The following is a 23,426-nucleotide window of genomic DNA, read 5'->3' as shown; positions in this document are numbered from 1 at the left end:
AGCCAGCACCCGTATGCGGAAGATACTCGTCGTCGGAGCCGGCCAGTCCGGGCTCCAACTCGCCCTGGGACTCCAGTCGAACGGGTACGAGGTCACCCTGATGTCCAACCGGACGGCGGACGAGATCCGCTCCGGACGCGTCATGTCGACGCAGTGCATGTTCACCACGGCACTGGGGCACGAGCGCGATCTCCAGCTGAACTTCTGGGAGTCCCAGGCCCCGAAGATCGAGGGACTCGGCGTCTCGGTCGCCGCCCCCGGCTCGCACGACCCGGGGCCGACACAGCGCGCGATCGACTGGGTGGGCAAGCTCGACGGGTACGCGCAGTCGGTCGACCAGCGGGTCAAGATGGCCGGCTGGATGGAGACGTTCGCCCAGCGCGGCGGCCAACTGGTCATCCACGGCGCGGCCGTTGGCGACCTCGACTACTTCTCCCGTACGTACGACCTCGTCCTGGTCTCGGCGGGCAAGGGCGAACTGGTCTCCATGTTCGCCCGCGACCCGGAGCGGTCCCCGTACACCGAGCCGCAGCGCGCCCTGGCCGTCTCCTACGTCCACGGTCTCGGACCGCGCCCGGAGCACCCGGAGTTCGACGCGGTGCGCTGCAACCTGGTGCCCGGGGTCGGCGAGTTGTTCGTGATGCCGACGCTCACCACGTCGGGCCGTGCGGACATCCTGTTCTGGGAGGGCATACCCGGCGGGCCGTTGGACGTCTTCAACGGCGTCAAGGACCCGGCTCAGCACCTCTCCCTGACCCTGGAACTCATGGAGAGGTTCACGCCGTGGGAGTACGAGCGGGCGCGGGGCGTCGAACTCACGGACGCGGGTGGGACGTTGGCCGGGCGGTACGCGCCCACCGTCCGCAACCCCGTCGGCCAACTGCCGGGCGGTGGACTGGTGTTGGGTGTCGCTGACGTCGTCGTCGCGAACGACCCGATCACCGGGCAGGGGTCCAACTCCGCGTCCAAGTGCGCCGCTTCGTATCTTGCGTCGATTCTTGAGCACGGGGAGAAGGAGTTCGACGGGGACTGGATGACGGCCACGTTCGAGCGGTACTGGTCGACTGCGCGGCACGTTACCAAGTGGACCAACGCGATGTTGGCTCCGCCGCCGGAGCATATTCTCAACCTCATCGGGGCGGCTGGGCAGTTGCAGCCGGTGGCGGATCGGTTCGCCAACGCGTTTGATGACCCCGCCGACTTTGAGAACTTCTTCTATGAGCCGGAGAAGACAGCGGCTTACCTGGCTTCGGTGGCCTAGCCGCCGTTGGGGTTGGGGGGAGTCGGCGGCTGCGCGTTCGTTGGGGCTGGGCGCGCGGTTCCCCGCGCCCCTTCAGATGGGGAGTCTGGACGTACGGCTCCTAGGATTGGGTAGGACGCCACAGGGGATACCTGGACCTTCTCGCCTGTGCGGGGGGCTTGCACCACCTGGCCTGCGCCCAGGTACAGGGCCACGTGGGTTGCCTCGGGGAAGTAGACGACCAGGTCGCCGGGGCGGAGTTCGCTGAGCGGGATTCTTGGCAGCTCGGCCCACTGCTCTTGGCTGGTCCTCGGGATCGGCGTCCCCGCGTAGCCCCAGGCCTCGGTCGTCAGGCCCGAGCAGTCGTACGTCTTCGGGCCCTCCGCGCCCCACTCGTAGGGCTTGCCGATCTGTTGGACGGCGTAGCGGAGGGCGCGGTCGCCTTCGCGTGAGGGTTCGCGGGAGTCGTCGCCCAGGGCGCCTGAAGTGACCAGTTTCCGCTGGGCCTTGTCGATGTCGGTCTTCTCGAAGGCGGCCAGTGCGGTGAGTTGGTCGGGGGTGAGGGACGTGAGGAGTTTCTCGACGTCGGCCAGGCGCTTGCGGACGTCGTCCTGGTTCTTCTTCTGGCGGGTGGCCAGGGTGAGTTGGGTGTCCAGGGCCTTGCGGGACTTCCTGGCCAGGCCGTCGCTCTTCTTCTCGCTGCCGACCAGCCGGCCCACTGTCTCCGCGCGTTCCCGTGCCAACTGGCCGATGACATGACCCTCGTCGAGCGCGTGCTGGGGATCGCGGGCGAGGAGCAGTCGTACGTACGGGGAGATGGCGGTGCTGTTCTGGTACTGCTCGCGGGCCAGCCGGCCGGCGGCGCCTCGGCTGTCGTGGAGGGAGAGGCGGGCGCGGGAGAGTTCGGAGTCGAGGCGGTCGACCTCGGTGCGCTGCTTCTTCAGCTTCTCCTCGGTGGCGTTGTACGTCTCCGTGGCCTGTTCGGCATCGCGGTACAGGGTCTGAAGATCCGTCAGCAGTTCGGCGACGGGGCGCTGTCCGGGTGCCTGCGGTTCGGGTACGGCCGCGGCGGGCAGCGGGGCGAGGACGGTGCCGGCCGCCACCGTTGCCGTACAGACCAGACGCAGAAGCCTTCCTGACACGTCATCACCTCCGGTGCGCGGCGGGCCTTCCGCCCCGCACCGTGAGCATCAGCCGGGAGCGGCGGGTCCGCGCGCCGGGTGTGCGGTTCGGCGTAACCGCGTCACCCGTGGGTGTCGTCCGGCTTGCCGCCCGGCGTGGCGTCCGGCTTGGACCACGGCCACTTGAGTGCGCCGCTCCGCTTCCCCTCCGGGTCGTATGCGTACTTCCAGCCCTTGGGGAGACCGAGCCGTCTGCTGTGGGCGCGGGGGACGCGGCGGTACACGAGGACGGTGGGCGGGCCGCCGGCGTCGTCGGGGACCGGGATGCGGTAGGTCTTCGGCGGGGTGCCGGTGGGGCCGAGCAGTACGGGCAGGGAGCGACCGTCCATCGGGCCGCCCTCGAACGGGGTCTCTTCGCTCTTCACGCCACCAGTGTCAGCCATCCGCCGCGAGGCCCTGGACCAGCGCGGCCGTCTGCGGGTCCCGCCGCGCCGTCACCGACAGCACCGCCCCGAACTGCTCGACCAGCCAGTCCCGCAACTCGTCCAGCGGCGGCTGCTTGTCCTCGTCGAGCCAGATGAGCGACGCGGCTTCCACGGCGGTGATCCACATCCGTACGGTCATGCGGAGGCGGGGTCCGGGGTCGGCTACGCCGAGATGGCTGAGGATGTGCGTGGCGGCGGCCCTGCGGACGCCGTCCACGATGGCCGTAGTGCGAGATGTCTCCACGACGCTGCCGCCCTGGAGGAGTGCGCTGAAACCGGCGTCGTGCTGGTCGACGAAGCCGAGGTAGCGGTCCAGGGCGCGGGCGAGGCGGGGGAGGAGCGGGCCCTCGCGGGGTTCGTCGAAGCACTGCTGGAGTTCGTCGGCGGCGGAGCGCAGGGCGGCTTCGTAGAGCTGCTGCTTGCCGCCCGGGAAGTACCGGTACACCAGGGGGCGCGAGACCCCGGCCGCCTCCGCCACGTCGTCCAGGGAGATCTCCTCTGGGGCGCGGTGCGCGAAGAGGCTGAGGGCGGCGTCGAGAAGCTGGCTGCGCCGCTCCTCGACGTTCAGGCGACGGTAGGCGGGGGTGGAGGCGGCGGGGGGCATGGGGGCAGGGTAGTCGTGCGGCTGCGGGCGCGTCGTGGCTGGTCGCGCAGTTCCCCGCGCCCCTTTAGAAGCAGGCTGGCTGCAACGGCCCATCTTTCAGGGGCGCGGGGAACTGCGCGACCAGCCCCCACCGGGCCGCACCATGAAATCAGGCCAGCAGCCCCGAGGCCTTCCACAGCCGCCGCCCCACACCCCGCAGCACACCGATGTCGTCGAGGAAGTCCGTCAGCTTCTTCGACCCGTTCTGCATGACCTCCCGCCGATGCCCACTCGCCCGCACCTGAGCCACCGCCTCCCGCCGATCGAGCCCCACGTTCGTGTACACCTCGGGATTGACGAAGGCGATCGAGAAGATACGCGCGAACTCCCCGGAGGTGACCCGCGTGAACTCCTGCGACCACCGCGGCGCGGTCACCATCTGCCGCCTCAACTCCTCCCGCGCGTACCGCACATGGCGTGCCTCCTCGACGACGTGGATCCGCGTGACCCCCCGGACCAGCGTCTGCACCCGCTCATCCGGGAACGTCAGCCGCTGCATCCAGTCGAGGACTTCCTCCCCGAGCAACGTGGCCGTGAACGAACCAGGCGTGGTGGAGATGGTCTTGAACAACCGCCCCAGGTTCTGATGGGCCCGGCTCACCGGATACCAGGGGGTCTCGCCCCGCGATATCAGCCGGGCGAACATCTTCGAGTGCCGGCACTCGTCCTCGATCTCGGTCAGCGCGTAGCGCACATGCGCACTCGTCGCCGCCTTGTCGTAGATGTGTCGGACGAGCAGCTGCATCAGGATCAACTCGAACCAGATACCCAGCGAGGCGAGCGCCGCGGCCTCGTGCTGGGAGAGCAGGACGCGCTGCTCCTCGCCCATCCGTTTCCACAGCGGGGTGCCGTACAGGGACACCAGCTCCGGCGGCCAGAACCACTTCCCGTCCTCGAAGGGCGCGTCCCAGTCCAGCTCCTTGTCGGGATCGAAGGAGTGCTTGGCGGACGACGCGAGCAACCGCTCGGCCACCTGCTCCCGGTCCCTGAGCAGCCCGAGCGCGTCACGCAGCCCGTCGACCGCGTCGGCTTCGGTCATGGTCGTCATGGTTCTCCCACCTCGCGGATCAGCGTGTTACCCGGGGTCACATCCTCCGATGTCTTATGAGACTGCCTGTCAGCAAGCTCGTCAATCCCCTCGACGGAACTTGTTGGTCCACTAGACGGAACAGCCCAGCCCCTCCGGGATGTTCACCGGTGTCACCGACTCCACCGGCTCCGCCCCCTGCGCCGGGAACGACGTCCGCAGCGTGAACGCGTACGGCGTCGGACCATGCGCCCGCAGATGCAGCAGCCGTTCCTCCGCCTCGGCCACCGTGGGCCGGTGTCCCGCCGGGACCCACCAGAGGACCGTCATCGCCTCCCGCACCCGCTCGAACCACTCACGCCGACGGGCCAGCAACTCCCGGTGCCGGCCCTGGTACATGAACGCGGTGAGGGCGTCCGGGTCGCGCCACACCGACATGTTGATGATCAGCCAGTCGTCGCCGAGGACGGGGACGTCGGTCGCGTTGCCGGTGTCCGACTGGAGGCGCCACACGAAACCCTCGGCCGTGTCGGCGACGGCGTTCACGGGGTCGAGGGCGTCCACGAAGTCCTTCAACTCCGGCGAGTCCAGGGGAAATTGGAGGCGCCCGATGTTGACCTGGGCGAGTTCGTACGCGGGTGTGTTCAAGGGTTCGGTCATGACCGAACGGTAGGTCGGGTGGCTGTTTCCCGGTAGGCCCCGTCTCACGAACCGAGCACCGCCTCCATCACCGCCTTCGCGATCGGTGCCGCGTCCCCGCCGCCGCTGATGTCGGACCGGTCCGCCGACGCGTCCTCCACCACCACCGCGACCGCCACCTTCGGCTCCATGTCCCGCTCGCCCTGCGCCCAGGACACGAACCAGGCGTACGGCGTACCGGAGTTGCCGATGCCGTGCTGGGCGGTGCCGGTCTTGCCGCCGACGGTCGCGCCGGGGATGGCCGCGTTCGTGCCGGTGCCTTCGGTGACCACGTCCTCCATAAGTTCCTTCATCTGTACGGCGGTTGCCGGGTGCATCGCCTGGCGGACGGGGCGGGAGCCGGGCGTCGACACCGTCTCGCCGCCCCGCCGCGTCGTCCGTTCGACCAGGTACGGCTCCCGCACCTGCCCGCCGTTCGCGACCGCCGCCGCGACCATCGCCATCTGCAACGGCGTGGCCCGCGTGTTGTACTGGCCGATCGACGACAGCGCCAACTGGGCCTTGTCCAGCGTCGTGTCGAAGGTGCTGGGGGAGACCGCGAAGGGGATCCGCGCGTCGGTGTCGTTGAAGCCGAAGGCCTCCGCCGTGGTGCTCATGTTCCGCACGCCGACATCCACCCCCAGCTTCGCGAACACCGTGTTGCACGACCACTCGAAGGCGGAGCGCAGGGGCGCGTCCACGCAGCCTTCGCCCTCGTTCGTGAGGGTCGTCGACGTACCGGGGAGCGTGTACGGGTCGGGGGACCTGGTCGCCGCGTCCAGATCCGTCACCACCCCCGCGTCCAGCGCCGCCGCCGCCGTGACCACCTTGAACGTCGAACCGGGCGGATAGGTCTGCCGTACCGCCCGGTTGAGCATCGGCTTGTTCGGGTCGGCGTTCAGGCGGGCCCAACTCCGGTTCGCGGAACGACTGTTGCCCGAGAGGGCGCCGGGGTCGTAGGACGGGGTGGAGACCAGCGCGAGGATGCGGCCGGTCGACGGTTCGATCGCGGCCACCGCTCCCGTGCGCGTGCCGAGTCCGGTGAACGCCGCTTGCTGTGCGGCCGGGTTGAGGGTGGTGACGACGTTGCCACCGGGGTTCCGGGCGCGGGTCAGGTCGTTCCACAGGGGGAACGGCGAGAGCATCGAATCGGTGCCCGCGAGGATGTCGTCCTCGGAGTGCTCCAGGAACGTCGTGCCGTACTCCTGCGAGGCGAAGCCGGTGACCGGTGCGTACAACGGGCCGTTCCTGTACGTCCGTTCGTAGCGGAGCTGCTCGCCGGAGTCGCGGGAGCCGGTGATCGGCTTGCCGCCGACGAGGATGCCGCCGCGCGGCTGGTGGTAACGGGCGATGGTGTGGCGGCGGTTGGCGATGTTGTCGTCGTAGGAGCGGGACTGGAAGATCTGGATGCGGGTGGCGTTCACCAGCAGGGCGAGCAGGAGCAGGGTGCAGAAGGCCGCGGCGAGGCGGATGTGGCGGGTCATGGAGTCGGTCACGCGGCCACCTCGATGGCGTACTGGCTGCGGGACGAGTCGCTCAGCCGGATCAGCAGGGCCACGATCGCCCAGTTGGTGACGACCGAGGAGCCGCCCTGGGCGAGGAACGGCATCGCCATGCCGGTCAGCGGGATCAGGCCCGTCACGCCGCCCGCGATCACGAACACCTGGAGCGCGACGATCGAGGCGAGCCCGACCGCGAGCAGCCGGCCGAAGGGGTCGCGCAGGGCCAGGCCCGCCCGGTAACCGCGCTCCACGAGAAGGCCGTAGAGGATGAAGATCGCGGAGAGGCCGGCCAGGCCGAGTTCTTCGCCGGCGGTGGCCAGGATGAAGTCCGACTTGGCGGCGAAGCCGATCAGGATGGAGTGGCCGAGTCCGAGGCCCGTGCCGAGCATGCCGCCGGCCGCGAACGCGAAGAGGGACTGGGCGAGTTGGTTGGGGCCGTGGCCCGCGTCGATGGACGCGAAGGGGTGCAGCCAGTCCTGGACGCGGCTGTGGACGTGCGGTTCGAGCCGGCCGACCGCGACCGCGCCGAGGGCCGCCAGCAGCAGGCCGACCGCGATCCAGCCGGTGCGGCCGGTGGCGACGTAGAGGAGGGTCACGAACAGGCCGAAGAAGAGGAGCGAGGTGCCGAGGTCGCGTTCCAGGATCAGGACGCCCACGCTCAGCAGCCAGATCGCGACGATCGGGCCCAGTACGCGGCCGGTGGGGAGCTGGAGGCGCCAGACGCGGCGACCCGCGTAGGCGAGCGCGTTGCGGTTGGCCGCGAGGTACGCGGCGAAGAAGACGGCGAGGAGCACCTTCGCGAACTCGCCCGGCTGGATGGAGAATCCGCCGATCCGGATCCAGATCCGGGCCCCGTTCACGGCCGGGAAGAGGACCGGGAGGGTGAGGAGGGCGAGGGCGGCGGCCACGCAGACGTAGGCATAGCGCTGGAGGACGCGGTGGTCGCGCAGGGCCACGACTACGACGATGAAGAGGGTCACGCCCAGGGTGGACCACACGAGTTGGGTGGGCGCCGCGCGGTCGCCGGGGGTCTCCAGGTCGAGCCGGTAGATGAGGACGAGCCCGAGGCCGTTGAGGAGGACCCCGATGGGGAGGAGGAGCGGGTCGGCGTACGGGGCCCGCAGCCGTACCGCGATGTGCGCGAGCAGGGCGAGCACGCCGAGCCCGGCGCCGTAGCCGGCGGCGCCGGGCGGGACCGTGCCGTTCTTGGCCAGACCGACAGCGCAGTAGCCGTACACGGAGAGGAGTACGGCTACGACGATGAGGGTGAGTTCGATGCCACGGCGCCGGGGGAGGCGTACAGCGGGTGTGGGAAGGTCCGCTGTGACGGTGGTTCCGGCGTTGGTCATGTCCGGAACTTACCCAAATGGGGCGGGTTGTGTGCCTTGGGTGGTGCGTGTGTCTCGTCCGTCAGCACCAGCGGGGGGCGGGGCCGATGTTGTCGATGTAGCGCGCCGAGCCCCAGGCCCAGGTGCCGTCCGTGAGCAGGTACCAGAGCGGGTTGCCCTGGACGTTCGAGCCGCCGGTCTTGCAGAAGATCGAGACGTGCTCGCCGCGATAGGCGTACCGGATGATCCTGCTGCCGCGGTCCGGGCGGGAGCGCAGGGCGAGTTGGCCGGCCGTGACGACACCGCGGTAGAGGCGCGGGTTGTCGTGGTCGCCGTGGTCGCCGTGGTCGCCCTGGTGGTCGTGGTCGCCGCGACCGCCGAAGTCCTCGTCGCCCTGCTGGTTCCACCCGCCGTCGTCCTGACGGCTGACGCCCGGGTCTTCGTCGCCCCACTCGTCGTCGGCCACGGCGGGCGCGACGGCAGCGGCGGTGACGAGCGCACCGGCGGCAACCGCTATGCCGATCCGGCGGAGGGAGAGGCTGAGGGACATGGGGGAACCTCCAGGGGTGGGACGAACCTGACTTATCGCCACATTAGGAGGGGCGGACGGGGGGCGCTCGCCACACTGGTCCACACGAGCACGGTTCATCGGGGCGGCGGCCCGTACGAGCGCCGCCCGCACGGGCGCGCCCCAAAGGGGCGCGGGGAACCGCGCGACCAGCCCCCACGGGCCCGCAGTCGACGAACTACCCGCAGCCCCGAGCTCTCCACTTATCCGAGCGTCAACGTCGCCAGCGCCCCGCCACCATCCCCGGCGTCCACATTCGCGAACTCCAGCCGCGCCCCCAGAACCTCGGCCTGCCCCAACGCGATGGTCAACCCAAGCCCATGCCCCGTAGCCCCGCCCTCCGTCCGGAACCGCTGCGGCCCATGCTCGACGAGGTACTCCGGATACCCGTCCCCGTGATCCCGCACAGCCACCACCGCCCCGTCGACGGTCACGACAACGGGCCCCCGCCCATGCCGATGCGCGTTGGCGACGAGATTCCCCAGCACCCGTTCCAGCCGCCGCCGATCCGTCTCCACCCACTCGTCCCGCACGACGACGACCTCCGCGTCCGCCCCCGACGCCCGCACCACCCGCTCGGCCACCGCCCCCAACCGCTCGGCGTCCAACTCCACCTTCTCCCGCCGCGTGTCGAGCCGGGAGATCTCCAGCAGGTCCTCCGTGAGCGTGCGCAACGCGGCGACCCGGTCCCGCACCAGCTCGGTCGGCCGCCCCGGAGGCAACAACTCGGCCGCGGCGTGCAGCCCGGTCAGCGGCGTCCGCAACTCGTGCGCCACATCCGCCGTGAACCGCTGCTCGGTCAGCAACCTCCCCTGCAACGAGGACGCCATCGTGTCGAGCGCGGCGGCCACCGCGGCCACCTCGTCCTGAGGCAGGGTCGCGTCCTTCGTACGCGGATCGTCGACCCGCGCGTCCAGGTCACCGGCGCTGATCCGCCGGGCGACCTGCGCGGTCCCGTGCAGCCGCCGGGTCACCCGGGTCACGGCGAACGCGCCGACCAGCAGCGTCGCCCCGATCGCCAGCGCCGAGGACCAGACGATCGCCTGGTCGAGTCCGGCGATGGTGTCGGCACCCTGCGAGTAGTCGACCGCGACGGCCAGCACGCGGTCGCCGGAAGCCGGTCCCGCCGCCCACATCGTCGGGTGCCCCCGGCGTTTGCCGACCATCGTGCCGCGCTCCCCGGCCGTCGCCAACTCCCTTAGCTGCAGGGGCATTTCCTCCGGATCGACGCCGGCGCCGTGCACGAGGGAGTCCCCGGCCTCGTACTGGCTCGTCGCCTCCTTCAGCCGCGACAGCGCGAGGTCGCGGGCCTGGCCCACGGTCCGGTCGGTCACCGAGACATGCACGAGTACGCCGAGCAGGGCGGCCAGCGCGCAGCACATCACGGTGATGAACACGGCCGCCTTGAAGGCGAGGGTCCCGGCCCACCGGGGCAGCGCGAGCCTCGTCACGGGGTCGCCGAGGGGGACGTGGAAGAGGCGGGGGAACCGGGTGGCGCGGGGGTCGCGCGGCGGACTCCGTGCTTGCGGCCGCCCGTGCGCAGGAACTCGTCGTGGGTCAGCAGCATCGCCTTCTGGTCCGCGTCCCAGGTCCACTGCACGCGGTACTCGTACCCCGCGAGCTCCGAAGGCGAGCGGATGATCACCGAATGTCCGGCCAGTTCGACCCCGCTCACCGCGTCGTCGTTGGCCATGACCTGCACGAGCCGGTGTTTCTCGACGGTGTAGACCCGCACGGCGGTCATCCTGGTCGGCAGCAGCCGGAACCCGAGCGTCAGGTCGTCGCGTCCGTCGCCGGTGAGGTCGCGGTAGTAGGGCTTGAGAACGGGACAAGCGCTACGGTCCCCACCTTTCGCGCAGTCGCCGATCCGCTCGGCGATCCCCCGATACGGCGCCTTGGACCCGTCGTAGTCACTCGGGTTCGCGGCGATCTCGGCGCGTACGACGGCGATCGGGTCCACCTCGCGGATGTCGTCGCCGGGGACGGTGACGCCCTTCACGGTCTCCGTGTCCGCCTCGTCGAAGTCGTAGGCGGGGGAGGCGGCGGGCGACAGATTCGGCCAGAGCTTGGCGGGGCTGGTCGCCGTCGGGGTCGCGCCCGCGGCCCGCAGCGCGCCGGTGTCACCGCAGGCCACCGCGGTCGCGAGCAGCAGGGCGACGGCGGCGGTGGTACGGGCGGCACGGGTGGCACGCGCGGGGCGACTGGGTGGCACTGCTCTCCTGCGGGGCGCGGGTGTGGGACCCGTACACCCTATTCGTAGGGAAGTCCTTTTTGTTCATATGTGCGGACGGGTTGAGGGAACGATTACTCGGCTACGCGGCTACCCGGCTACCCGGCTACTCGGCCAGCTCCTCCAGCAGCCGGGCCGTGGACAGTCCGGTCCGCAGATACGCGACGAACAGTTCGTTGTGCAGCGCCCACGGGGACCGGCGGGACCGGATCAGCCGTATCGCCTCCTCCGTGGAGTACCCGCGGCGGACCAGCGCGTGGGCGACGACCAGGCCCGACCTGTTGTAACCGGAGTAGCAGCGGACGAGCACCTTCCGCCCCTCGTCCAGCGCGTCGCAGGCGGCGACGGCCAGCCGCATCACGCCGGCCAGCTGCGTCCCGTCGAGCGGCCCGTCGGGAATCGGCCATATATGGTGCTCGACGCCCGTGTCGGGTCCGTGTCCGGGCAGCCGTAGCAGCGTCTGTACGAGATCGAACTCGTCCCGCACCACCGCGAACTCCAGCTGCCCCGACCGCCCCCGGAACTCGTGCCCACCCATCCACAGACCGGGCGTGATCTCGCTCCATGAACTGTCCGGAGCGGGTACGTCGGGTTGCTTCCTGCGCGTCCGCAACGGCGCCTCCCCAAGCCCCAGCGACTGACCCAAAGGTATCCGGGTTCTTGCCCCTTGAGCACCCCGCCTGTTCCCATGGTCGAGGGGTGATGGTGCATGAGCGGACTGCGCGTGATACCGACCTGGCGCCACGGTCAGGAACGGCTGTACGTCTGTCACACCGACGGAAGGAACGTCGCCTGGTACGACAGGGAGGCGGCCAGGATCAACCTGCTGAGCGAGGACCGCAGAGAGGACGTCCTGCACGCCCTCGGCCCCTTCCTCACCGGCCCGGTCACGGTGGGCCCACCCCCGGTACCGACTCCCGCGGAACTGGCCCGCCTGACCCTTCACCCCGACGACGACCTGGCCCCCAACCGCCCCGGCGAGGCCCTCCACGTGGCCCTCGACCGCGACCCGGGCCCCCCGCACCGCCTGCGCGCCGACCCCCGCCGCCGAGCCCTGACCGCGGAACAAGCGGTGGGCGAAGCCCTGGACGCCCTGGACGGCGCAGGCTGGCACGCCCTCCACTCCATCCCTCTCCCCGGCGGCGACCGCCTCCACCACCTGCTGATCGGCCCCGGCGGTCTCTACGCCCTCCACACGCTCTACGCCCGCAAACAACGCGTCCAGATCACCGACCCCATGATCACCCTGGGCCGCCGAGACCCCCTTCCCCTGCTCCGCCGAGCGCGCTCCGACGCGGCCCGAGCGTCGTACGCACTGACGGCCGAGGTCCACCCGGTCCTCGCCCTGTCCGGTCCGGCGGACGTCAGGATCACGACTCCACTGCGCGAGGTCCGCGTACTCCAGGACACGGAACTGTCCGGACTGGCAAGGACGGGTGGGGTGTTGAAGTCGGCGGATGTGGAGGCGCTGCACGCGATGGCGAGGGACCGGCATACGTGGGGGAGGGTTTGAGGCTTGCTTCTCCGGTGAGGGTGCGCACCATCGGTTCGTGCGGCGGAGTTGTCCGCACCCTCTTGGGGGCGAGTCTGTCTCCTGTGTTTTCAAGTGGACGTTGGGCCGCCCGCTTCTTGGTCAGTGTCGGGCTTCCGCGGCCCGAGTAAAGGGCGCTCCGCTGCGCTACGCGTCGCCTTCGGCGATGGCCCTGCGGGCCACCCTTGACTAGGGCCGCTCCAGCCCGTTTCAGAAGCGAGCGGGCGGCCCCGAAAGACGGTTGCCCAGGTACGTAGGCTCTCGGGCCAGCTGTGCCCTCACCCGGCGCCGGGGGCGCGCTCGCGTCTCGCCAGCACGCCGGGTCGGTTAAGCGGCCAACACTGGGTGGGTGGTGACGCGTCGACGGGTTGGCGGCACGCCGCGTCGGCTCGGCGGCCAACGCCGAGTGGGGTGTGGCGAAGGCGAGTAGTGGCGATACGTCCGGTGCGTTCAGCGGCCAGCGCCGGGTGGGGTGGAGTGCGCTGACGGAGCAGGGCGGAGCGGGATGGAGAGGGGTGGGGTGGGGTGGAGCGGGATGGAGAGGGGTGGGGTGGGGTGGAGAGGGATGGAGAGGGATGGGGTGGAGAGGGGCGGAGAGGGATGGGGTGGGATGGGGTGGGATGGGATGGAGTTGGGCTTGGCGGAACGAGGTAGAGCGGGTGGGATGGGGTGGGTGGTGTCAGGAAGCTGTCACCAAAACTAACCACCTATCTGTCACTTGACCGGTTAGAAGAACACCCAGCTTCCCGGACCCCCTCACACCCCCGGCTCCCGGCGCAAGCCGCCAGCCCACCCGACGGCACCCCGGGACCGCCCGAACGCGCCCCCCCGCCACTCGGAGTCAGCCACCGAGCCGCCCCGGCGCGCCATCTCCGGTCTGACACGCCCCCATTCAGTGTCAGCTGCCGAGCCGACGCGGCGTGCCGTCTGCGGTCTGACACGCCCGCTTCCCACTCGGTGTCAGTCGCTGAGCCGACGCGGCGTGCCGCCAACCCGTCGACGCGCCACCCCCACTCGGCGTTGGCCGCTGAGCCGAGATGGCGTGCCGCCCGCTCAGGGACGCGCCCACAGCTGGGTGTCAGCCGCTAAACCGTCCCGGCGTGCCGCCAACCCGTCGACGCGCCACCCCCACTCGGCGTTGGCCGCTGAGGCGAGATGGGGTGCCGCGCGCTCAGGGACGCGCCCACAGGTGGGTGTCAGCCGCTAAACCGTCCCGGCGTGCCGCCAACGAGTCGACGCGTCACTCCACTCGGCGTTGGCCGCTGAGCCGGTCCGGCGTGCCGTCTGCGGTCTGACGCGCCCGCTTCCCACTCGGTGTCAGCCGCCGAGCCGTCCCGGCGTGCCGCTAATCAGTCGTCGCGCCACCCCCACTCGGTGTCAGCCGCTAAGCCCACACGGCGTGCCGCCAATCAGTCGTCGCGTCACACCCACTCGGTGTCAGCCGCTAAGCCCACACGGCGTGCCGCCCATCAGCTATCGCGTCACCCCCCACCCGGCGTTGGCCGCCGAGCCGGCCCGGCGTGCTGGCGAGATGCGAGCGCGTTCCCCCAGCGCAGGCCGGCCGCGCAACCGCCGTAACGGGCTCTCTCCCTGAGCCACCCGTTCCTCCGGGCCGCCCGCTCGCTTCTCCCACGGGCTGGAGCGGCCCGAGTCAAGGGTGGAGCGCAGCGGAATCGCCGAAGGCGACGCGTAGCGCAGCGGAGCGCCCTTTACTCGGGACGCGGAAGCCCGACACTGACCAAGAAGCGGGCTGCCCAACGGTCACCTACGAAAGAGCCAGGCGTGTCCCCACGTAACCCCTCGTCAAGGCAGGGATCCTGCTAGTCCCGCGTCGAGCAACGGTTCCAGCAGATCGCCGTACTCAAGCAGCCGTACCTCCAACTCCCTTGCTGTAAAGGTGAGTTGATCCGGGTCCACGCACATCGACACCTCCTCCCACGTCACCGGTGCCGACACACACTCCGCCGCCCGAGCCCGCAACGTATAGGGCGCCGCCGTGGTCTTCCGCGCGGCGTTCTGACTCCAGTCGACGAACACCTTCCCCACCCGCAGACTCCGCGTCATCCGATGCACGACAAGCCGAGGCAGAGCCGCCTCCGCCTCCACGGCCAACGCCTTCGCGTACTGGACAGCCCGCTCCGAAGGCACCGGCGCCACCCCCGCCAACAGATGCAACCCCTTCGCCCCGGACGTCTTGACGTACGCCTCGATCCCATCCACCGCAAGCCGCTCCCGCAGCCAGACCGCAACCTCGCAACACTCCACGACGGTCGCAGGCGCCCCCGGATCGAGATCGAACACAAGCCGGTCGGCGACACCGGGCGCCCCGATCACCCACTGCGGCGTATGGAACTCGGTGACGAGATTCGCCGCCCACATCAACGACGCCAGATCCTGCACCAGCACCATCCGCGCCGGCCCCTCCGACCGGGGCACTTCCGCGGTGGTGACCCAGTCGGGCGTACCCGGAGGCACGTTCTTGGTGAAGAACACCTGACCCTCGGGCCCGTCCGGATACCGCAGGAAGGACACGGGCCGGTCGCGCAGATGGGGCAGCAGAACCTCGGCGGTGGTCGCGTAGTAGTGCAGGACCTCGCCCTTGGTGAATCCGGTCGCCGGGTACAGCACCTTGTCCAGATTGCTGAGCGCGACCCTTCGCCCCTCCACCTCTGTGATCGGCGTCATACGATGAGAATCCCACGGAAACGTGACGAACCGGACGCGAGCCGGAATCGGAAGGCGGGTGCGGCAGGTGCGATCCATATGGAACGGCGCCATATCCTTCGGCCTGGTCAGCATCCCGATCAAGCTGGTGAACGCGACCGAGAACCACTCCATCTCGTTCCGCCAGATCCACACGGAGGACGGCGGCCGCATCCGCTACCGCAAGGTCTGCGAACTGGAGGACCGCGAGGTCGCCCAGGCCGAGATCGGCAAGGCGTACGAGGACGCGGACGGCACGATGATCCCGATCACGGACGAGGATCTGGCGCAGCTGCCGATCCCGACGGCGAAGACGATCGAGATCGTGGCGTTCGTGCCGGCCGACCGGATCGACCCGCTCCAGATGGACGCCGCGTACTACCTCTCCGCGAACGGCGTCCCCGCGGCCAAGCCGTACACCCTGCTGCGCGAGGCGCTGAAGCGCAGCCAGAAGGTGGCCATCGCGAAGTACGCGCTACGAGGCCGCGAACGCCTCGGCATGCTGCGCGTGGTCGACGACGTGATCGCCATGCACGGCCTGCTCTGGCCGGACGAGATCCGCGTCCCCGAGGGCGTCGCGCCCGACACGAACGTCACCGTCCGCGACAAGGAACTCGACCTCGCGGACGCCCTGATGGACACACTGGGCGAGGTCGACCTCGCCGACCTCCACGACGACTACCGCGAGGCGGTAGAGGAAATGATCACCGCGAAGGCCTCCGGCGAACAGCCCGCGACGACCCCGTCCCCGGCCCCCGGCGCGAAGGTCCTCGACCTCATGGCCGCCCTGGAGAAGAGCGTCCGAGAGGCGAAGGAATCACGGGGGGAGGACCCGGACACCAAGCAAACGGGAACAAAGGCCGAGGTCAGACGTATCTCCCCCCGAGCAACCCCCAAACAGACCCCCGGCAAGAAGTCGACCTCCACGGCCACGAAAAAGACGACCACGACGAAGAAGTCCCAGTCCGAGTCACCGCTACCGGCGAAGAAGTCAACGCGCACAACCAAAAAGACGACGGCGACCAAGTCCACCGCGACCGCGAAGAAGACCCCGGCGAAGAAGGCAACTCCCCGCAAGCGAACGGCTTGAGCCGCGACCTCCTGGCAGTTCCCCGCGCCCCAGGGGCCTTGGCTACCCCTCATGAACACCCCACAGGGCAGCCAACCCAGGGGCGCGGGGCTGTACTCATGGGCGGCTCCGCCGCGCGGGCGCGACCAGCCACAACGAGCCCGCCCCCACCCCAAAACCGAACCCGGTCCCCGCGCAGCGCTACCCCACCCGCCACCGCGGCGAAGTCCACCGCGAGCGCGAAGTAGACCCCGGCGAAGACACCAGCCAAGTCCCGCGCGAAGAAGGCAACTCCCCGCAGGCGAACGGCCTGAGCCACAGCTTCCTCACCGGTCCCCGCGCAGCATCACCCCCACCCACTGCCGCCACCGCGACCACCACCCCGACCAGCTCACCGCGCCCGCGAAGAAACCCCTGGCAAAGACCCCGGCAAAGACCCCGGCAAAGCCCCCCCCGGAAAAATAACCAGCCCGAGCCGCACCCCCTCACCACCCCCCGCGCAGCGCTACCCCACCCGCCGCAACGCCAACACCGCGTTGTGCCCCCCGAACCCGAACGAGTTGCTCAACGCGAGATCCCCGGCCCCGTCCGCGCCCCAAGGCAACTCCCGCGCCACCCCCGTCACCACATCCAGCCCGATCGAGTCGTCCAGCTCACCCACCGCCCCCAAAGTCGCCGGCACCACCCCGTGATGCAACGCCAGCACCGTCGCGACAGCCTCAACCCCACCCGCGGCCCCCTGCAGATGCCCGAGATGCCCCTTGATCGCGGTGACAGGAACGTTTCTGCGGCCGAACACCGCCCGCAACGCCCCCGCCTCCGCAAGATCCCCCTCCACCGTCGCCGTCGCATGCGCGTTCACATGGACGACGTCCGCGACATGCCCGCCCGCGTCCCGCACCGCCCGCCGCACGGCGAGCGCGACCCCGGCCCCCGACGGATCCGGCGCCGCCATGTGATGCGCGTCGGCGGACAGCCCCCACCCGGCGGCCTCGCAGTAGATCCGCGCTCCACGCGCGCGTGCGTGTTCCTCGGCCTCCAGGACGAGCACCCCGGCGCCCTCCCCGTTCACGAACCCGTCCCGGTCCTTCCCGAACGGCCGTGACGGCGACGAACCGTCCGCCAACCCCCGCGTGGACAACGCCCGCATCGCCGCGAACGACGCCATGATCGCCGGCGTGACGACCGCCTCGGCCCCGCCCGCGAGGGCGATGTCGACACGGCCGTACCGTATGCGGTCGATGGCCGCCCCGATCGCCTCCGTGCCGGAGGCACACGCCGCGGTGACCGTGCGGGCCTCGCCGGTGATGTGCAGGTCGAGGGAGACCTGCGACGCGGCCTGCGACGGAACGGTCATGGGCGTGGTGAGCGGTGAGACAGCGCGCGGCCCCTTGTCCCGCAGCTTGCGGTCGCCGCCGACGAGCACGGACGCGTCCCCGAGGATCGCCCCGAGACTGACCCCGACCCGCTCGGGATCGAGCCCGCTCTCCCGCGTGCCGCCCGCCACGAACCCGGCGTCACCCCACGCCTCCCGCGCGGCCAGCACCGCGAACTGCGCGGCCCGGTTCATCCGCCGAGCCGCCTGCCGCGGCAGCAGCTCCGCCGGATCGACGGGCACGGTCCCGGCCACCCGCACGGGCAGCTCCGCGAACTCCTCACCCTCCAGTTCCCGTATCCCGTGCCGCCCGTCGAGCAGCCCCCGCCACAACTCGTCGACCCCGACCCCGAGCGGCGTCACGGTCCCCAGCCCGGTGACCACGACCCGCCGCGGCCCACCCACGGCAGCCACCCGCTCCGGCCGCGAATGATGCCGTACGACGAACTCACCACCGCCCCCCACACCAGCACCCGGCGCCCCCACACCGGCCCCCTGCGTCTCTCCACCAGCACCCGGCGTCCCCGCACCAATACCCGGACCCTCCGCACCAGCATCCGGCGTCCCCGCACCGGCCCCCCGCGTCTCCCCGCCAGCACCCGGCGCCCCCACGCCACCACCGGGCGTCCCGGCACCGGCCCCCTGCGTCTCTCCGCCAGCACCCGGCGCCCCCGCACCAGCACCCGGCGCCCCCGCACCGGCACCCCGCGTCTCTCCGCCAGCACCCGGCGCCCCCGCACCAATACCCGGACCCTCCGCACCAGCACCCGGCGCCCCCGCACCGGCACCCCGCGTCTCCCCGCCAGCACCCGGCGCCCTCACGCCACCACCGGGCGCCCCCGCTCCAGCACCCCGCGTCTCTCCGCCAGCACCCGGCGCCCCCGCACCAATACCCGGACCCTCCGCACCAGCACCCGGCGTCCCCACACCGGCCCCCTGCATCTCCCCGCCAGCACCCGGACCCTCCCCACCAGCACCCGGACCACCCGCACCAGCACCCGCCGTCCCCACACCAACCCCCGCATCCGCACCCGAGCTCTCCGAGCCGCCCCCCACACCAGCCCCCGTAACCCCCGAAGCACCCCACCCCCGAACCTCCGCATCGCTCAGAACGTCATCCCCCGACCCCCCGTCCAGATCCCGATGCCACACCCCCCAGCGCCGCACGTACGACACCTCGCCCGCCCCCGGATCCACCACCCGCAACGAACTCACCCGGTCGCCCTCCCGGAACTCGGCCGACGCGAGGTCGTCGGAGGCGAGTCGCGGTACCGCCCCGACGTCCAGTCGTCGGCACCCGCTGATCACCCGGCGGTCGCGGCCGAGCACCTCGTCGTGGTCCGTGCCGCCGAGCGGCGGTCGCAGGGTGACGCGGATCGTCTCGGGCGTCTCGGGGAGGGTGTGGGTGACGACGTACCAGCAGGCGCGTTCGGCGTCGGCCGGGGTCAGGGCGATCAGATCACCCGGGATGACCTCGGCGGCGGACACCGGGTGCGGAGCGAACGGGACTTGCGACGAATCGGATGAATTGGACATATCGATACACGCTTCCTGGGGGACGGAACGGGCTTATGCCCTACGGCAAACCATCCCGAGTGAACTGGACGAAACCGGAAAAAGCCACGGTTGAAAAATGAACCTGTTGCGCCCCGGGAGCTTTCAAGGTCCGCTGAAATAGGGCGAGTTGTCCAGTTGTCCGCCGGTGTTATGTGTGGAACATCACTTTCATGGCCGTAACGCCCGTCCCCGCACTCACTTGTTCCCTGGATTTAACGCGGGCCCCTCTGGCAACTCCCTTTCTACGCGCGTAACTTGAGCCGACTCCCCACAGGCACCCCGTATCGGCAGCTACACGAAGTACGAGGAGACCGCCAGCGTGTCCAGACCTGAAGGGCGCAGACCCCGCGCCCGCCGCACCGCCCAAGCGATCGTCTCGGTGGGCGCGGCGGGAGCGTTCGCCTTCACCGCCCTGCCCGCCGCGTCCGCAACTCCCTCCGCATCGGCGGTCGTTGCGGAGGTGTACGGCGGCGGGGGCAACTCGGGAGCCACCCTGACCCGGGACTTCGTCGAACTCGGCAACGCCGGTTCGACGGCCTACGACCTGTCGGGCTACAGCGTCCAGTACCTCCCCGGTACGCCTTCCTCCGGCTCCACTTGGCAGGTCACCGCCCTCACCGGCGCGATCGCCCCCGGCGCCCGCTACCTGGTCGGCGAGGGCACCGGCAGCGGCGGCACCACCGCGCTGCCGACCACCGACGCCACCGGCTCGATCGCCATGAGCGCCACCTCCGGCACGATCGCCCTGGTCTCCGGCACCACGGCGCTGACCTGCAAGACCGCCGCGGACTGCGCGGCCGACCCCAGCATCGTCGACCTCGCGGGCTACGGCACCGCGGTCGTCCGCGAGGGCAGCGGCCCGGCCACCGGCGCCTCCAACACGGCCGCCGTCGCCCGCGCCGACTCGCTCGCCGACACCGACGACAACGCGGCGGACTTCACCGCCGGCACCCCGTCACCGGTCAACTCGGCGGGCCAGACGCCCAGTTCGGGCGACGGCGGTGGCGATGGCGGCGGTGACGGAGGCTCGCCCACCGACCCCGGCACCGTCCGCGTCCACGACATCCAGGGCACGACCCGCCTCTCGCCGTACGCCGGGCAGACGGTCACCCGCGTCCCGGGCGTCGTCACCGGCGTCCGCTCCAGCGGCTCCCTCGGCTACTGGATCCAGGACCCGACCCCCGACACCGACCCGCGCACCAGCGAGGCGGTGTTCGTCTACACCGGTTCCGCCAAGCCCACTGTGGCGGCGGGTGATTCGGTTCTGGTCACCGGCAAGGTCAGCGAGTACTACCCGAGCAGCACCAGCCAGTCGAACACCGAGATCACCGGCCCGACCACCACGGTCCTCTCCGGCGGCAACGCCCTGCCGGACGCCATGACACTGGACGCGACCTCGGTCCCCGACGCCTACATCCCGACCGCGTCCGGCGGCAGCATCGAGTCCCTCGCGCTCCAACCCACCGTCTACGCCCAGGACTTCCACGAGTCCCTGGAGGGCATGCGGGTCACCTTCGCCGACGCCCGCGTGGTCGGCGCGAGTGACGCGTACGGCGAGCTGTGGGTCACGGTCAAGCCGAACGAGAGCGCCACGGCACGCGGCGGCACCCTGTACTCGTCCTACGATCAGCCCAACACCGGCCGTATCGAGGTGATGTCGCTCGACACCACCTCAACCTTCCCCGCGGCCAACGTCGGTGACGAACTGTCAGGAACCACGACCGGCCCCCTCGACTACTCCACCTACGGCGGCTACAACGTCCAGGCCACCCGGCTCGGCACCCTCGTCGACAAGGGCCTGAAGCAGGAAGTGACCCGCCGTCAGAAGAAGGACGAGCTCGCGGTCGCCACGTACAACGTGGAGAACCTGGACGCGCTCGACACCCAGGAGAAGTTCGACCGGCTCGCCGAGGGTGTCGCGGTCAACCTCAACTCGCCCGACATCGTGGCCCTGGAGGAGATCCAGGACGACAACGGCGCGACGAACGACGGCACGGTGACGGCCGAGGGCACCCTGAAGCGCTTCACGGACGCGGTCCGTGCGGCCGGCGGCCCGGCGTACAAGTGGCGCTACATCTCGCCGACCAACAACCAGGACGGCGGCGAGCCCGGCGGCAACATCCGCCAGGTCTTCCTCTTCAACCCGAAGCGGGTCTCGTTCACCGACCACAAGGGCGGCGACGCGACCACCGCCACGAGCGTGGTGAAGACCCGCAAGGGCGTCGAACTCACCTACTCCCCGGGCCGTATCGACCCGACCAACGCGGCCTGGGAGGACAGCCGCAAGCCGCTGGTCGGCGAGTTCACCTTCCAGGGCGAGCAGGTCTTCGTGATCGCCAACCACTTCATCTCCAAGGGCGGCGACCAGCCGATCCACGGCCGCTACCAGCCCCCGGCCCGCAGCTCGGAGACCCAGCGCGCGGCCCAGGCGGCGGAGGTCAACACCTTCGTCAAGTCCCTGCTCGCGGCGGACAAGAACGCCAAGGCGGTCGTCCTCGGCGACCTGAACGACTACGAGTTCTCCCGGACGGTGACCACCCTGACGGCCGGCAAGGTCCTCAAGCCCCTGATCACCACCCTCCCCGCCGCCGAGCGCTACACCTACGTCTACGACGGCAACTCCCAGACCCTGGACCACATCCTGACCAGCCCAGCGGTGACGTCGCTCAACTACGACGTCGTCCACATCAACGCGGAGTTCGCGAACCAGGCAAGCGACCACGACCCCCAGATCGTCCGCATCGACCTCTCGAAGTGCCGTAGGCACTAGCGCTGTTGAAGGGTGACGGGGCGGAGACCAAGGGAAGAACCCAGCCCGGCAGCAACCCCCAAGGGGCGCGGGGAACTGCGCGACCAGCCACAGCGGACCCGCACTCGCAAGACGACACAAGCCCCTCAGACGCCGAGGCGCACACCCCGGTCCGCCCCACTCCGCCCCGTCACCACGACCAACCCGACCCCCACCGCAAGCCCCGACGCAGGCAGCACCGGGAACCGCCCGCCATAGGCGAACCCATGCCCCGCGAACCAGATCAGCGCACTCACACTCGCCGCCATCCCACCCCACAACGCCCAAGGCCGACGCGGGAGTTCAAGCGGCAGATCACCCGGCCGCGTCCGCTCGTACACCACCGCGAGCCCACGCTCCAACGGCCGCAGCACCCCTACGACCCCCACCAACACCACCCCCAGCACGACCAGCCAGGGCACCCGCAGCGCCCACCAACTCGCCGACCCGTAGGCCGGTTCGGGAGCGAGCCCGGTGAGATAGAAGACGGCGGCGACGACCAGCACCGGCAGCATGTGCCACAGGTACAGCGTCATACTGGCGCCGCCCAACGGCCTCACCAGTCCCCAGAGTTGCTCGCGCTCCAGCAACCGCCGAAGCACCGGCGCGAGCAGCAGCGCGACCCCGACCTGCCCAACTGCCCACGCCAGCATGGCCGCCGACGGGGGATTGGTGTTGCTGGGACTCTGCCCGGTCACCAGGATCAGGCTCACCGGGAACGGCCCGACAGAGACCAGCGCCGCGAAGGCGACCACGCCGCCCGCGGCCATGAAGACGGTAGCGGGGGACCGTTCGGTGAGCAGCAAGTCCCGCCAGCAGAAACCCAGTTGATAGGCGACGCCCCACACGAGCACGTAGTTGAGCAGCCCGACGAAGGGCACGTGCACGGCGACCACCAGTGCGTCGGCACCGACCGCGACCATCCCCATCACCACCGGCACCCGCAGCCCCCACCGCCGATGTGCCGCGTGCAGAACGGGAGTTGCGGCACTGAGCAGCAGATACACCGGCAGGAACCAGAACTGCATGGCCATCGCCCACCCGACGAGCGCGAGGATGCCGGGGTCCACCCCGACCACCGAGCAGATCGAGACGGCGACCAGCACCAGCCCGCTGTACACCCCGGCGGGCAGCAGCAGCCGTAGCGCCCGCTGCCCCACCCAACCGGTCGCCGTACGGCCCTCGTTCCGGGCCCGCGCCCAGGAGCCGCCGACGGCATGCCCGCCGGCCAGGAAGAACAGCGGCATGATCTGGAACCCCAGGGTCAGCCACTGGGTCCAGGGCACGGTGGCGAGCAACTCCGGTGCGGTGATCACCCCGTTGGGGTCCCGCACCAGCCCGGTGATCAGCCAGTGCCCGAACACCACCAGCACGATCGCCCACGCCCGCAAGAAGTCGACGTAGCGATCCCGGCCCCCGCTGCCCCCGCTCAAGTCCCCCATGGGAGGCCATGGTGCCGCCGGTGTACGGCAGTTGTGGGGGAGCGGCGCCGTCCCGCAACCAATCCGTGCCCGTCACGACACCCGTCGCCGATCCGCGGTGGATCCGCCGTCGCTCCCCGAACCCCTTGACCCACCCTTG

General features: G+C 70.5%; 18 protein-coding genes and 1 pseudogene. 5 read left to right on the top strand and 14 right to left on the bottom strand.

Annotated elements, in window-relative coordinates; all coding sequences use genetic code 11:
- The first annotated feature begins 13 nt into the window (after positions 1–13).
- Positions 14–1,261, top strand: a complete 1,248-nt coding sequence (locus tag OG226_RS17800; protein WP_329349443.1) for a styrene monooxygenase/indole monooxygenase family protein — start codon at positions 14–16, stop codon at positions 1,259–1,261.
- On the opposite strand, the gene OG226_RS17795 is transcribed toward OG226_RS17800, so the two are convergent.
- The 11 genes from OG226_RS17795 to OG226_RS17745 form a co-directional block, all read right to left on the bottom strand.
- A complete protein-coding gene (locus OG226_RS17795; RefSeq protein WP_329349442.1) occupies positions 1,258–2,382 on the bottom strand; it encodes a C40 family peptidase in 1,125 nt (374 codons plus the stop codon). The genes OG226_RS17800 and OG226_RS17795 overlap by 4 nt on opposite strands.
- A gap of 101 nt (positions 2,383–2,483) precedes the next feature.
- On the bottom strand, positions 2,484–2,804 hold the full coding sequence (locus OG226_RS17790) for a hypothetical protein (protein WP_328679088.1): 321 nt from the start codon (positions 2,802–2,804) through the stop codon (positions 2,484–2,486).
- Positions 2,797–3,450 (bottom strand): TetR/AcrR family transcriptional regulator, encoded by a 654-nt coding sequence (locus tag OG226_RS17785; protein ID WP_328679086.1) that lies wholly within the window; start codon positions 3,448–3,450, stop codon positions 2,797–2,799. Before OG226_RS17785 ends, OG226_RS17790 begins: the two co-directional genes overlap by 8 nt.
- 148 nt (positions 3,451–3,598) lie before the next feature.
- The gene (locus tag OG226_RS17780) at positions 3,599–4,537 is read right to left on the bottom strand and encodes an AurF N-oxygenase family protein (RefSeq protein ID WP_329349441.1); all 939 of its coding nucleotides are present in this window, start codon (positions 4,535–4,537) and stop codon (positions 3,599–3,601) included.
- A gap of 111 nt (positions 4,538–4,648) precedes the next feature.
- The gene (locus OG226_RS17775) at positions 4,649–5,176 is read right to left on the bottom strand and encodes a DUF3291 domain-containing protein (RefSeq protein WP_329349440.1); all 528 of its coding nucleotides are present in this window, start codon (positions 5,174–5,176) and stop codon (positions 4,649–4,651) included.
- 44 nt (positions 5,177–5,220) lie between these two features.
- Positions 5,221–6,678 carry a penicillin-binding transpeptidase domain-containing protein gene (locus OG226_RS17770; protein ID WP_329353426.1) on the bottom strand — a complete coding sequence of 486 codons (1,458 nt, stop codon included), beginning with the start codon at positions 6,676–6,678 and terminating at the stop codon, positions 5,221–5,223.
- Positions 6,679–6,686: 8 nt separating this feature from the next.
- Positions 6,687–8,045 (bottom strand): FtsW/RodA/SpoVE family cell cycle protein, encoded by a 1,359-nt coding sequence (locus OG226_RS17765; protein WP_328679080.1) that lies wholly within the window; start codon positions 8,043–8,045, stop codon positions 6,687–6,689.
- Positions 8,046–8,106: 61 nt separating this feature from the next.
- Entirely contained in the window at positions 8,107–8,574 is a 468-nt protein-coding gene (locus tag OG226_RS17760; protein WP_329349439.1) for an SH3 domain-containing protein, read from the bottom strand.
- 221 nt (positions 8,575–8,795) lie between these two features.
- Entirely contained in the window at positions 8,796–10,043 is a 1,248-nt protein-coding gene (locus OG226_RS17755) for a HAMP domain-containing sensor histidine kinase (protein WP_329349438.1), read from the bottom strand.
- Positions 10,040–10,804, bottom strand: a complete 765-nt coding sequence (locus tag OG226_RS17750; protein ID WP_328679073.1) for a hypothetical protein — start codon at positions 10,802–10,804, stop codon at positions 10,040–10,042. Before OG226_RS17750 ends, OG226_RS17755 begins: the two co-directional genes overlap by 4 nt.
- A gap of 124 nt (positions 10,805–10,928) precedes the next feature.
- On the bottom strand, positions 10,929–11,435 hold the full coding sequence (locus tag OG226_RS17745) for a protein-tyrosine phosphatase family protein (RefSeq protein ID WP_329349437.1): 507 nt from the start codon (positions 11,433–11,435) through the stop codon (positions 10,929–10,931).
- Between the two features lie 96 nt (positions 11,436–11,531).
- On the opposite strand from OG226_RS17745, the gene OG226_RS17740 reads away from it, so the two are divergent.
- Positions 11,532–12,335, top strand: a complete 804-nt coding sequence (locus OG226_RS17740; RefSeq protein ID WP_329349436.1) for a nuclease-related domain-containing protein — start codon at positions 11,532–11,534, stop codon at positions 12,333–12,335.
- 1,821 nt (positions 12,336–14,156) lie between these two features.
- Here the strand turns inward: OG226_RS17740 and ligD are convergent.
- Positions 14,157–15,038: a non-homologous end-joining DNA ligase gene (gene ligD / locus OG226_RS17735; RefSeq protein ID WP_329349435.1), complete on the bottom strand. Its 882-nt coding sequence runs from the start codon at positions 15,036–15,038 to the stop codon at positions 14,157–14,159.
- 67 nt (positions 15,039–15,105) lie between these two features.
- Here ligD and ku point away from each other — a divergent pair, with 67 nt between their 5' ends.
- A complete protein-coding gene (gene ku, locus OG226_RS17730) occupies positions 15,106–16,146 on the top strand; it encodes a non-homologous end joining protein Ku (protein ID WP_443066894.1) in 1,041 nt (346 codons plus the stop codon).
- A gap of 484 nt (positions 16,147–16,630) precedes the next feature.
- On the opposite strand, the pseudogene OG226_RS17725 reads toward ku, so the two are convergent.
- Positions 16,631–17,947: pseudogene (locus tag OG226_RS17725) on the bottom strand (beta-ketoacyl-[acyl-carrier-protein] synthase family protein); the annotation flags it as partial.
- Here OG226_RS17725 and OG226_RS17720 point away from each other — a divergent pair.
- Together OG226_RS17720 and OG226_RS17715 are read left to right on the top strand one after the other, a co-directional pair.
- Entirely contained in the window at positions 17,930–19,027 is a 1,098-nt protein-coding gene (locus tag OG226_RS17720; RefSeq protein WP_329349433.1) for a hypothetical protein, read from the top strand. The pseudogene OG226_RS17725 and the gene OG226_RS17720 overlap by 18 nt on opposite strands.
- A 409-nt stretch (positions 19,028–19,436) precedes the next feature.
- Positions 19,437–21,827: an endonuclease/exonuclease/phosphatase family protein gene (locus tag OG226_RS17715; RefSeq protein ID WP_329353425.1), complete on the top strand. Its 2,391-nt coding sequence runs from the start codon at positions 19,437–19,439 to the stop codon at positions 21,825–21,827.
- Positions 21,828–21,952: 125 nt separating this feature from the next.
- On the opposite strand, the gene OG226_RS17710 is transcribed toward OG226_RS17715, so the two are convergent.
- Complete coding sequence (locus tag OG226_RS17710; protein WP_329349432.1) at positions 21,953–23,287, bottom strand: acyltransferase family protein; 1,335 nt, start codon at positions 23,285–23,287, stop codon at positions 21,953–21,955.
- Positions 23,288–23,426 lie beyond the last annotated feature (139 nt).

This window comes from Streptomyces sp. NBC_01261, assembly GCF_036226385.1.
Taxonomy (GTDB): Bacteria; Actinomycetota; Actinomycetes; order Streptomycetales; family Streptomycetaceae; genus Streptomyces.
The sequence above is the reverse complement of the archived record's forward strand: the minus strand, read 5'-3'. Positions and strand labels throughout refer to the sequence as shown.